Source organism: Sanguibacter sp. Z6_81 (assembly GCF_057180625.1).
This window is the reverse complement of sequence record NZ_JBXUFV010000001.1, coordinates 1,036,978-1,048,775: the sequence shown is the minus strand read 5'-3', so window position 1 is coordinate 1,048,775 and position 11,798 is coordinate 1,036,978. Positions and strand designations below refer to the sequence as shown.

Sequence of the window (11,798 nt, the reverse complement as noted above, 5' to 3'; positions counted from 1 at the left end):
ACCGTGCGGAACCACTCCGCGCGCTGCAGGAACGGGATGGTCTCCCCACCCAACGCGGTGATGATCTGGTTCGCGGTCCCCTGCACGGACAAGATCTGCATCGTCATTCCGACGATGATGACGATCGACAAGAAGTGCGGCAGGTAGGAGATCGACTGGACCGTGCGCTTGAAAGCCTTCTTACGGACCTCGTTGAGCATCAGCGCCAAGATGATCGGCAACGGGAAGCAGAACAGCAACGTGAGCCCACCCAGGATCACCGTGTTGCTGAACACCTTCCAGAACGCCGGGTCGTTGATGAACAGGTCGATGTAGCGCATCCCGACCCACTCGTCACCGAACATGCTCCCACCGGGACGGAACCGGCGGAACGCGATGACGTTACCGAGCATCGGCACGTACTTGAACAGCAGGAGGAACAGGACCGGGCCGATCGCCATCGCGTACAGCGGCCAGTCACGCTTGAACGCAACCTTCCACGGCACCCGGAGCTTCCGACGTTTCGAGGAACCACCACCACGACCCGCCGGAGACGGGATCGGCGGGGACGTCTCACTGTCCAGAAGGTCGACCGTAGCCTCGACGACCTTGTCCCCCGGGGCCGCCGCAGCGGGCTCAGGCGTGACTTTCATACCGTGCTCCTTCATCGAAGGGACCCGCGCGACGCCCGGCACCCGAGGGTGCCGGGCGCCGCGCAGGGACCTGGCGTCGGTCAGCCGTTGCTTTCGGCAGCGTCCTTGGCCTCGTTGATCAGGTCAACGTAGGCGGGCAGGCCCTGCGCCTCGAGCTCGGCGACGTAGGAGTCCCACTCCGAGAGGTCACGGTCACCGAGGATGAACTGCAGGGTGGCAGTGTCCACGGAGTCCTTGATCGGCGTCCCCATGAGGGACGCCTGCTCCAGCTGAGCCTCGTCGAGCGGGGCCGGCGGGAAGGGATCGCGCGGGGTGCGCGTGGAGAGCACGGTGTCGATGTAGTCGACGTACTGCTCGGTGTTGTACGACTCCTTGAGCTCACGGGACTCGGTTCCGCCAGCGAGGACGTCGTTGCCGTAACCGAGGTCGATCTTGATGTCCGTGGTGCCGGTGTCCATGTTCATGTTGTACGCGGCGTACTTGTACTCCGGGTTCAGCGTGATGGTGCCGTCCTCGGCCTTCGTGTACGTCTCGCCCTCGACGCCCCACTGGACGAGCTCACGCGCCTCGGGGCTGTAGTACAGCCAGTCCATGAACTGGATCGTGCTGCACAGGTTCGGGTCGTCCTTCGCCTGGGCGGTGAGCATGAAGCCGTGCCAGAAGCTGCGGGGCTCCACGACCTGGCCGGCGTCGCCGCCGGGGGGTGCGATCTGCACGAGCTCGTAGTCCGTGACACCGGCCGCGTCGAGCGCGGTGGCGAACTCCTGGACCGTGCCGGGGGCACCGGAGGCCGCGAAGACCTTCTCGGCCGCGAACTTCTCGGTGACCGTGCCCATGCCGTCGTTCGGGGCGGTGAAGGACTCGGTGTCGAGCAGACCGTCGGTCGCGAGGCCGTTGAAGTACTCGACCATCGACTTGTACTCGTCGGAGGTGGCCGCGTACTTGAACTCCCCGGCCGCGTCGTCGTAGAACATGCCGGTGCCGAAGCCCCAGCCAGCGACGGTCCCGAAGGCGTGTGCCGCGTAGTTGAGCATCGACTGACCCTCGAAGCCGTCCGCGAGGGGCTTGCTGTCGGGGTACTCCTCCTTGATGAGCGCGAGGCCCTCCGCCAGCTCGTCCCAGGTCTCGGGCACCGGGGCGCCGACCTCGTCGAAGACGTCCTTGCGGATGATGAGCGAGAACATCGGCACCGAGACCTCCTGGAGGCCCGGGGTCATGTAGTAGCGGCCGTCGGACTGGCGCAGGTTCTCGATCATGCCGCCGAGGTCCCACTCCTCGACGTACTTCTCGAAGTTGGGCATGTACTCGGCGTAGTCGCTCAGGGGCAGCGCGGCACCCGAGGCAGCGTACTGGCGCTCGTCACCCGTGTAGATGAGCGGGATCGCGGTGGGGGCGTCGCCGGCGCTGATGAGCAGGCCGCGCTTCTCGACCGCGTCGCTGAACGGGATGTGCGTCGTGACGATCTTGACGTTGGTGCGCGCCTCGATCTCGTCGAAGATCTCCCACGTGTCCTTGACGGGGGACTCGGGCCAGTCGGTCCAGAGCATGCTCACCTCCATCGGCTCCGGGTTCTTGAAGGTGGTGTCGGCCTTGTAGTCCTCCACGGCGCACGTGATGTCGGCGGGGCCGGCAGTGGTGCTGCCACCGCCGCCGTCACCGTCGGAGCACGCGGCGAGGGCGAGCGCCGAGACGGCGGTGAGGGCCACCCCTCGGTAGAGCATCGCCGACCGGCTGGGTCGGGCGTTCTTGACGGGAACCATGATTCTCCTCGTTGAGATCGGGCTGATCTGATGCTGGAAAGTGGTGGTCTGTGGTGGTGCTGGATCGGTGGTCCGGATCAGACCGGTGCGCGCCAGGTGTCGACGCCGGTGAGGGGCACGAGGTCCGGTCGCTCGGGCGCCGTCGTCATCGCCGTGCGACGACCCGTGCTCGCGGACTCGAGCAGACCCGTCATGATCTCCATGACGTGCAGGCCCAGGTCACCGCTCGCACGGGGCCTCGCGGGAGCTGCGCCGAGGCCTGCGGCCCCGACCATCTCGAGCAGGCCGACCCCTCGGGAGGCGTCGACGAACCCCGCGCGCGGCTCGACGACGTCCCACGACCTCTGCCCCCTCGTGAGGAGCTCGACGTCGCCCGAGAAGTAGTTGGGGTCGGGTACCGCGACGGCACCCTCCTCGCCGTAGACCTCGATCGGCCGGGCACGGGTCCCGGCGGCGTCGAAGCTCACGGTCACCGTGGAGATCGCCCCGTTCGCGTGCTCGAGGGTCCCGGCGACGTGCGTCGCGACCTCGACGGGGATGACCTCGCCGGCACGTGCACCGGAACCGATGGTGCGCGTGTCCCGCAGCCGGCTGGCCGTACCCGTCACCGAGACGACCGGGCCGAGCAGGTGGACGAGGCTCGTGAGGTAGTACGGGCCCATGTCGAGCAGGGGACCGCCGCCTTCCCGGTAGTAGAAGTCCGGGTTGGGGTGCCACGCCTCGTGACCGGGGCAGACCCAGGTCGCCACGGCGCCGGTGGGCCGTCCGATGAGGCCGGCGTCGATGACGGAGCGCGCCGTCTGGACGCCGGTGCCCAGGACGGTGTCCGGGGCGCAGCCCAGTCCGGTCCCGGCAGCCTCGGCGGCGCGGACCACGGCGAACGAGTCCTCGAGCGTCGCCGCGAGCGGCTTCTCCCCGTAGTGGCTCTTGCCGGCGGCGATGCACGCGAGGGCGATCTCGGCGTGCGCACCGGGGATCGTCAGGTCGAGGACCGTCTCGACGTCGTCGGCGGCAAGCATGTCCTCGAACGAGCTGGCCCGGGTCCCGGGCAGCCGGTCGGCGACAGCAGAGGCGCGCTCCGCATCGAGGTCGGCGACCGCAGCGATGCGGACCCCGGGGTGCTCGGGGAGCGTGGCGAGGTAGGCGTCGAGGATGACGCCGAGCCCGACTATGCCGATTCCGTGCGGCTCGCCCACAGCAGACCCCTCTCGATGATGGTGCGGACGTTCGGGTCGGACAGCACCTCGGGCGAGTGCCCGGGTGTCGCCACGAAGATGCGCCCGGCGCCCCAGAGGCGGGTCCAGACGGCGGGGGACGTGATCGGCCGGTGCCAGGGGTGGTACGGCTGCACGGGGTGCGTCGTCGTCGCGAGGACGTCGATGAGGTCGTCGTGCAGCACCCAGTACTGCTCGGTGTCGAGCTCGAAGTCCTCGATGCCCGCCATGATGGGGTGCGCGCGGCCCTCGTCGGTGACGGTGACCGTGTACGGCAGGTAGTTGTCCGTCTCGTCCCCGACGCGCTCCTGCGGGTGCTTGGCCGGGTGCGTCGCGAACTGCCCACCGACGAGCTGGAGGTAGTCGGAGTTGTTGCGGTAGGAGTCCGCGATCCCGCCGTGCCAGCCCGCGAACCCGGTGCCGGCCTCGATCGCGGCGCGCAGGCCCTGGAAGGCCGGTCCGCTGATCTCGGACATCGTCACGCTCTGCAGGACGAGGTCGACCCCGGCCATGCGCTCCGCGTCGGCGTAGACCTCGTTGCTGCCTTCGATCTCCACCTCGAATCCCTGCTCGCGCAGGAAGGGTACGTACAGGTCGGTGGCGGCCTCGGGCTGGTGCCCGTCCCACCCGCCTCGTACCACGAGTGCTCGTCGTTGCACGGTCTCGTCCTCTCTGGTCATGATCGCCGTCCGGTCGCCGGGACAGCGTTGGCGTTCCCTGCTGGGAACGGTCGGGCAGCGTCGAGGGAGCTCCACTCGGCGCGAGTCAGGGCGAGGACCGAGCCGTGCTTGGTCCGCGCGGGGAGGTGGAGGTCCTCGTCGGGGACGGGGACCCAGCTCCCGGAGGCGGGGTCGTCGCAGACGAGGGCCCGGAAGCCCTGCTGCGCCCCGTACTGGTCGACCCAGCAGAACCAGCGTCCGCCGCCGTTCTCCTGGAACATCAGAGGGCCCTCGACGTGCTCACCGAAGCTCGCGCCGATGCGCGTCGCGACGGTGACGGGTGCGGGGTCGTCGAAGCCGCGGCGGACCTGGTGGAACACGCCCAGCGAGTCCGCGTCGGCGTCGTCGTGCTTGGCGAGCACGTGCACGACGTCTCCGTCGGGTACCGCGACGAGATCGATGACACCCGTCGGCATCTCCAGGTAGGCCACCGGCTCCGAGAAGCTCACGAAGTCGTCGGTGGTGACCATGTGGACCATGGCCGCGCTCCGTCCGAGGTGCTCCGGGTCCTGCTCGTCGAACACGGTCCCGGAGAAGAACACGCGGTAGGTCGATGCCGCGTCGTCGTAGGCGACCGTGGGCGCCCAGGCCATGCCGAACGTGGCCGGGGCGACCTCGACGTAGCGGGGGGCCGACCAGTGGAGGAGGTCGGTCGAGTCCCACACGACGAGACTGCGGCTGCCCTGCCGGGTGAACGCGTGCCAGTCCGGGTCACCGGCTCCCCACACGCGCAGGTCTGTCGCGAGGATGTGGAAGCCGAGTCCGTCCGCGCGCCGCACGACGAAGGGGTCACGGGCACCGGTGGTGCCGCCGGTCGGGGCGAGCACGGGAGCGCCGTCGTTCAGGCGCCGCCAGCGCAGGGGGTCGCTCCCCTCGCTCAGTGAGAAGTAGACCTGCTCGGCATGCGCCGCCGCGTCCTCGACGAAGTGGACGAGAAGGTATCCGTAGGCACCGTCGCCCATCTCATCCACTCCTCTGACCTGCGGCATCGTTACCGCGTGAGATCGATCTCCGTGGAGAGCATGCACGACGCCCGGCCCCCGTGTCCAGAAGGTGTCGCAAACGTTATCGAAACTTCTCCAAACGCGGGACGGACCGCCTGGCGACCACGGCCAAACCCACGCAGACCCGCGCTCTAGACGGAGTTCCGGGAGGTCAGGCTCGCGGTCAGCACGACGTGCTGGGGCGGGGCCTGCGGGGAGGTGATCGCCTTCAGGATGAGATCCGCGGCCCGGCTGCCCATCTCCTGCAACGGCTGCCGCACCGACGTCAGCGGCGGGCTCGCCGTCGCCGCCACGACCGTGTCGTCGAACCCGACGACCGAGACGTCCTGCGGAACGCGCAGGCCCGCGGCCGCCAGCACCCGGAACGCACCGACAGCCATGAGGTCCGACTGGGCGAAGAGACCGTCGATCGGCCCGCCCTGCAGCAGCTGGGCAGCCGCCACGGCACCCGAGGCCATCGAATAGTCACCCCGTGCCGACGGCCCCGGCTCGATCCCCCACTCGGCCAGCTCGGCGAGGAACCCCCGGTGCCGCTCCGCCGCCGGGAAGTACCCCGCCGGGCCCTTGATCGTCGCGACCCGCACCCGCCCCGCCTCGAGCAGCGCGCGCGTACCCAGTCGGGCGCCCCCGTAGTGGTCCGCGTCCACCGACGTGACGTCCTGGGGCAGATCAGCGCGCGGCCGCCCGACGTAGACCACCGGGATCGGCAGGTCGCGCAGGTTCCGGTACAGCCCTTCCGACTCCCGGGCGAGCACCACGATGGCCCCCTCGACGTGCCGCGACGTCAGGTACCGCGCGAGGCCCACAGGGTCGTTGCCGTCGTCGAGCAGCAGGACGGGTTGGCGCCCGTGCGCGAACAACGTCGTCGTCGCCCCGCGCAGGGGCGCCCCGACGAACGGACCGGACAACCCGTCCAGCTCACTGTGCGGGACCACCACCGCCACAGAGCCCGACGCACCCCCACGCAGAGCCCGGGCCGCCGCGTTCGTCTGGTAGTCCAGCGCAGACGCAGCCTCCACCACCCGCCGAGCCAGCTCCGGATCCACGCTGACATGCCCGGCCAGCACCCGCGACGCCGTCGCACGCGAAACGCCCGCAGCCTTGGCCACGTCGACAAGGGTGGGAGACCCAGATGGTTGAGGCACGGGGTGCAGCATGCCACCACGACCCCCGCACCGCACGTACCGGGTGAAATCCCCATGCCCGGTACGTGCGGGTCAGGAGAGGTCGGGGATCGTCGCGATCTCGTCCGCAGTCGGCTCCCGGAGCGGCTCCGCCGCCCCTGGCTCGTCCCCGGGCGTCGCCGTCGACCCGCCCGCGGGCACGGTCTCCGCGGGGTCCTCGAACGCCACGAGCTCGACGAGGATGAGGCCATGCCCGTCGGGATCGGTGACCTCCGCGTAGACCTGCGCGGACTCCGGGTCAACGACGGGCGCCGACGCAGGCTCCACCCCGAGCTGCGCGAGCCGCTCGAGGGTCGCCGCGAGGTCGTCGACGTAGAGGACGAGGGACGGCCCGTCGGCGGCCCGGGCGCCAGCTGCTGCGTCGTCCGCACCGGTCGGCATGAGCCACAGCCCCGCATCCCGCAGGCCCCCGGGGCCGACGTGCAGGAACCGGACGTCCTGGGTCGTCGCGTCGTACAGCGCAGTGAACCCGAACGCGTCGCGGTAGAACGCGGCCGTGGCGTCGGGGTCGCGGGTGAGCAGGACGATCCGTCCGATCTGCGTGGTCATCCTCCGACGGTAGCCGCGGCATCCGACCCCGACCACCGCGCCGCCGAGCGCCGACGCGCGCGCAGCCACCACGAGAAGAGCACGACGGCGAGGAGGACCTCCGCGACGTCACCCCCGTAGTACATCCACTGCGCGGCCGCCCGGTCGTCCTCGACATCGTGCGCGGCTCCGACGGGAAGCTCGCCGGCCCGCGCGTAGAGGAGCTTGGCGAGGAACGCGTGCGCACCCCCCGCCAGGACGAGGACGGTGGCACGCACGAGGACACCGGGCCGGTGGGGCGCGGGGTCGGGTCCCACGATCGACCACGTGAACAGGCACCCCGCGAGCAGCAGGTGCAGGAGGACGAGGCGCGCGAGCCCCGGCACCGCCTCTGTCGAGGCGTAGAACGGCGTGAGGTACAGCCCGAAGAGTGCGCCCACGTGCAGCGTCGCGGCGACGACGGGGTGGCCGAGGACGCGCACGACCCGCTGCCGGAGCACCGACCCGACCACCCGTCGCGTGACCGGTGAGGCCGCGCCGAGCAGCACGGTGACCGGCGCGCCGAGGACGAGCCCGAGCGGCGCGAACATGCCGACGAGGAGGTGCTGCGCCATGTGCCTGCGCGCGGGTTCCGGGACGACCTCCCGCAGGACGGGCGAGACCGCGAGCGCGAGCAGGAGCGCGCCCGTCACGAACGCCGCCGTGCGCCACGGGCTCCACGGCCGGCGCAGTCGCGCGCGTCGGCGCGTCACCCCGAGGGCATAGAGCCCGACGAGCACCACGAGCACCGCGACCGGCAGGAGCCACGGCCCGGCGCGGCCGGTCGCGAGGACGTCGTGCACGTCAGGCGTCGCGCGGCGCGGCGGCGCGAGCGCCCACGGCGAGAACCATGCCCACGCCGATCAGCACGACGGCGGCACCGATCCACACGACGTCGTAGGGCAGCGTGTCGACGCCGTACCTCACCTCGTGCAGCCGGAGCACCTTGTGGTTGACGACGCCGTCGAACAGCTGGAATCCGCCGGCCCCGAGGAAGAACCCGGCCCAGGCAGCCCGGCGGGCTAGCGCGGCACGGCCGCGCAGGTCGGCGAGCAGGAAGAACCCTCCGACGAGGAGCACGAGCTCGGTGGCGTGCAGCAGCCCGTCGGTGAGCAGCGCGACGTCGGGTGTCGAGCGGTCGTAGAAGTGGTGCCACCCGAGGATCTGGTGGAAGACGATCTCGTCGACGGCAGCCATGATGCCGACGCCGATGAGCGCACCCGTGAGCACGGAGCGCCCGCGGTCGCCCCCCGGCTGCGCCCCCACAGGCACCTCTCGTCCGTCGACCACCGCTGCACCACCTCGTCACGTCGCCTGGTCGCCTGGCCCCGACCACCGTATGCCGGTGCAGCCGACAGCGCGCCCGGGCGGTCACCGGAGGAGGTCAGCTGCCCTCGGCGTCGATCGCGTCGAGCTGGTGACGTGACGGCGCCGACGAGTCCGGGGACCCGCTGGTGAGCACCGACAGCGTCACCCCGTCAGGCTCGGGGCCGCGGGTAGAGCGTCGCCCCCGGTGGGACGACGAGATCGACGGGTTCACCGGGGACGAGCTCGAGGTCGGCGGCGAGCACGGCGGGGACGTCGGCATGCACCCCGCCGGAGCCGACCCGCACGAGGTCACCGCGGGGTTCGACCTCGTCGACGGTGCCGCGCAGGACGCCGGGGCCCGGGGGGCTCCCGTCGGGTGTCCGCAGGTGCACGTCCGACGGGCGGAACGCGTAGGCCACTGCCGACCCCTCCGCCGGGGACGGACCCCCGGCACACCCGGCGTCGATCACCACCTCGGTCCCGTCAGGCCTGCGGAGCCCGTCGCGCGTCCGGGAACCGGTGAGCAGGTTGAGCCCGGCCACCTGCGCGGTGAAGCGGTGCTGGGGACGTTCGAGGACGTCGCGCGGAGGTCCGTCCTCGACGACCCGACCGTCGACGAGGACGACGACGCGGTCGGCGAGCGCGTGCGCGTCGAGGACGTCGTGGGTGACGAGGACCGTCGTGCGGCCAGCGAGGACGGTGCGCAGCAGCCGGCGCAGGTGCGGCGCGACGGCTGCGTCGAGGGCCGCGAGCGGCTCGTCGAGCAGGAGGAGGTGCGGGTCGGGTGCGAGAGCGCGCGCGACGGCGACGCGCTGCGCCTGTCCGCCGGACAGCTCGGCGGGGCGCCGGTGGGCGAGGTCGCGCGCGCCGACCGCGTCGAGCCACGTCATGGCGCGCTCGGTCGCGGCGCGCCGGGGCGTCCCGGTGCTGCGCAGCCCGAAGGCGACGTTGTCGAGCACGCTGAGGTGCGGGAAGAGCAGGGCGTCCTGGGCGAGCAGCGCCGCGGCGCGCTGGTGCGGCGGGAGCCATCTGCCGCGGCGCCCCGCAGATGCTGGGCCGGGGGTTGCTGGATCAGGGTTTGCGGGATCAGGGGTTGCTGGACCGGGGTGTGCGGGACCACGTCGTGCGGTCGGACGAGCGGCGCCGGGCAGGTCGAAGAGGACGCGGCCGTCGAGCTCCGCGCGTCCGGAGTCGGGTCGCAGCAGCCCTGCGACGAGCCCGACGAGCGTCGACTTCCCGGCCCCGTTGGGTCCGAGGACGGCCACCGTCTGCCCGGCCGGGACGTCGAGCGTGACGTCGAACCCCCGCGCGTCGAGCCGCGCCGCGAACGTCAGGCTCATGCGGTGCGCGCCGGGGGTCGGCGGTGCGCGACGCCGACGACGACCACGGCGACGGCGACGAGGACGAAGGACAGCGCGACGGCTGCGTCGGGATCCGTCTCGCGCTGGAGGTAGACCTCGAGCGGCAGCGTCCGGGTCACCCCCTGCAGGCTCCCCGCGAACGTCAGGGTGGCACCGAACTCGCCGAGCGCCCGCGCGAAGGACAGGACGACCCCGGAGACGAGCCCGGGCACGACGAGCGGCAGCGTCACCCGCCGCAGCACGGTGGTGGGCGCGGCGCCGAGCGTCGCGGCGACGTCCTCGTAGCGCGTCCCCGCGGTGCGGAGCGTGCCCTCGAGACTGAGCACGAGGAACGGCAGCGCCACGAACGTCTGGGCGAGCACGACAGCGGTGGTCGAGAACGCGACCTCGATCCCCGCCACCTCGAGGGTGTGGCCCAGGAGACCCTGCCGTCCGAACAGGGACAGCAGCGCGAGGCCCCCGACGACGGGGGGCAGGACGAGCGGCAGCAGGACGAGCGCCCGGGCGAGCCGCTGCCCCGGGAACCGCGTCCGTGCGAGCACGAGCGCCATCGGGAGCCCGAGCACGACGCACAGGGCGGTCGCCGCGAGCGACGTCCGCAGGCTCAGCAGCAGCGCCGCGACGGACGACCCGGACGTGACGAGCGACCCGAAGTCCTGCCACGGGACCCTGGTGGCCATCGCCACGACGGGCAGGACGACGAGGAGCCCGCCCACGGCGGCGACCGCCACGACCCACGTCGGTACCCCGCCGAGGCCGGGGGTGCGCACGACCCGGGTCCGCGCGCCGACGTCGGGCGTCTGCAGCGAGCCCGGCCGGCCCACTACGGCACCCCGAAGCCGGCGTCGGCCAGCACGGTCTGCGCCCGCGGGCCGAGCAGGTACTCCCGGAACGCGTCGGCGAGCTCCGGTTCGGCACTGCCCGACAGCACGGCCACGGGGTAGGTCGTCGAGGTCGTCGTCGCCAGCGCGATCCCTTCGACCCGTCCGTCGGCACCCGCGACGTCCGTGACGTAGACGAGCCCGGCGTCCGCCTCGCCCGAGGCGACCTTGCCGAGGACGCCCGTCACGGACGACTCCTCGCTCACCGGTGCGAGCGTCACCCCGGCGGCACGCTCGAGCTCGACCGTCGCGGCACCGCACGGCACCTGGTCCGCGCACACGACGGTCCGCACGTCGTCGCGCGCAAGGTCGGCGAGGTCCTCGATCCCCGCAGGGTTCCCTGGCGGGACGGCGATCTCGAGGGAGTTCGTCGCGAGGCTGGCCGTGGGGCCCGCGACGAGACCGGCGTCCGCGACGCGGTCCATCGTCGCGGACCCGGCGGGCACGAAGATGTCGGCCGGGGCACCCTCGACGACCTGCCCCGCGAGGTCGGCCGACCCTGCGAAGCTCAGCCGGACGCTCGTCCCGGGGTGCGCCGCCTCGAAGTCGCCGGCGATCTCGGTGAGAGCGGCGGTGAGGGACGCGGCGGCGAAGACCGTGAGCGTGCGCGCGTCGCCGTCGGTCGCGCGGGCGTCCCGCCGTTCCGCGAGCCCGCACGCCGAGCAGCCGAGCAGCAGGGACGACGCGGCGAGCAGAGCCAGGACCACGTGGCGCGGCCCCGTCCGTTCCGGGGCGACGCGCCCCACCCTCATCCCTGACCCCGCGGGGTCTCGATCGCCACCGTCGTCGCCTTGATGACCGCGATCGCCGTCGAGCCGAGCTCGAGGCCGAGCTCCCGGACGGCCTCGCTGCTGATGAGGGACACCACCCGGTGCGGCCCGCACTGCAGCTCGACCTGGGCCATGACCGTGTCCATGACGATGCCGGTGACGAGCCCGACGAACCGGTTGCGGGCCGAGCGCCCGACGTCGGACGGGTCGGCCGGGAGCACCGCGTTGTCCCGAGCGAGGCGAGCGAGGGCGAGGCCGTCGACGACGGACCGGCCGGAGTCGTCCTTCTGCGCCTCGAGGATGCCTGCGTCGATCCAGCGGCGCACGGTGTCGTCGCTCACCCCGAGGTAGGCGGCGGCATCCCGGATCCGTATCTGCGGCATGGATCCGATCGTAGT

The 11,798-nt window shown here is 71.9% G+C and carries 12 protein-coding genes and 1 pseudogene; all 13 read right to left on the bottom strand.

The genetic code is table 11. The features are described 5' to 3' along the window. Positions 1-632 (bottom strand): annotated as a pseudogene (locus tag AC2AXK_RS04965) (sugar ABC transporter permease); the annotation flags it as partial. A gap of 80 nt (positions 633-712) precedes the next feature. Next, the gene (locus AC2AXK_RS04960; protein WP_484344224.1) at positions 713-2,392 is read right to left on the bottom strand and encodes an ABC transporter substrate-binding protein; all 1,680 of its coding nucleotides are present in this window, start codon (positions 2,390-2,392) and stop codon (positions 713-715) included. 77 nt (positions 2,393-2,469) lie between these two features. Then, positions 2,470-3,588: a Gfo/Idh/MocA family protein gene (locus tag AC2AXK_RS04955; protein WP_484344223.1), complete on the bottom strand. Its 1,119-nt coding sequence runs from the start codon at positions 3,586-3,588 to the stop codon at positions 2,470-2,472. Then, positions 3,561-4,286, bottom strand: a complete 726-nt coding sequence (locus AC2AXK_RS04950; RefSeq protein WP_484344222.1) for a ThuA domain-containing protein — start codon at positions 4,284-4,286, stop codon at positions 3,561-3,563. The genes AC2AXK_RS04955 and AC2AXK_RS04950 overlap by 28 nt, the downstream gene beginning before the upstream one ends. Further along, positions 4,283-5,287, bottom strand: a complete 1,005-nt coding sequence (locus tag AC2AXK_RS04945) for a glycoside hydrolase family 43 protein (protein WP_484344221.1) — start codon at positions 5,285-5,287, stop codon at positions 4,283-4,285. Before AC2AXK_RS04945 ends, AC2AXK_RS04950 begins: the two co-directional genes overlap by 4 nt. Positions 5,288-5,460: 173 nt before the next feature. Next, entirely contained in the window at positions 5,461-6,486 is a 1,026-nt protein-coding gene (locus AC2AXK_RS04940; protein ID WP_484344220.1) for a LacI family DNA-binding transcriptional regulator, read from the bottom strand. A 60-nt stretch (positions 6,487-6,546) separates the two neighbouring features. Next, positions 6,547-7,062 (bottom strand): VOC family protein, encoded by a 516-nt coding sequence (locus tag AC2AXK_RS04935; RefSeq protein WP_484344219.1) that lies wholly within the window; start codon positions 7,060-7,062, stop codon positions 6,547-6,549. Next, positions 7,059-7,883, bottom strand: a complete 825-nt coding sequence (locus AC2AXK_RS04930; protein WP_484344218.1) for a cytochrome c oxidase assembly protein — start codon at positions 7,881-7,883, stop codon at positions 7,059-7,061. The genes AC2AXK_RS04935 and AC2AXK_RS04930 overlap by 4 nt, the downstream gene beginning before the upstream one ends. Before the next feature lies 1 nt (position 7,884). Then, positions 7,885-8,370, bottom strand: coding sequence for a DUF2243 domain-containing protein (locus tag AC2AXK_RS04925; RefSeq protein WP_484344217.1), 486 nt, complete (start codon positions 8,368-8,370; stop codon positions 7,885-7,887). Positions 8,371-8,558: 188 nt separating this feature from the next. Then, positions 8,559-9,728, bottom strand: a complete 1,170-nt coding sequence (locus AC2AXK_RS04920; protein WP_484344216.1) for a sulfate/molybdate ABC transporter ATP-binding protein — start codon at positions 9,726-9,728, stop codon at positions 8,559-8,561. Beyond that, complete coding sequence (locus AC2AXK_RS04915; protein WP_484344215.1) at positions 9,725-10,519, bottom strand: ABC transporter permease; 795 nt, start codon at positions 10,517-10,519, stop codon at positions 9,725-9,727. Before AC2AXK_RS04915 ends, AC2AXK_RS04920 begins: the two co-directional genes overlap by 4 nt. 53 nt (positions 10,520-10,572) lie before the next feature. Then, positions 10,573-11,382, bottom strand: a complete 810-nt coding sequence (modA, locus tag AC2AXK_RS04910) for a molybdate ABC transporter substrate-binding protein (RefSeq protein WP_484344214.1) — start codon at positions 11,380-11,382, stop codon at positions 10,573-10,575. Further along, entirely contained in the window at positions 11,379-11,783 is a 405-nt protein-coding gene (locus tag AC2AXK_RS04905) for a TOBE domain-containing protein (protein ID WP_484344213.1), read from the bottom strand. Before AC2AXK_RS04905 ends, modA begins: the two co-directional genes overlap by 4 nt. Between the last annotated feature and the right edge of the window lie 15 nt (positions 11,784-11,798).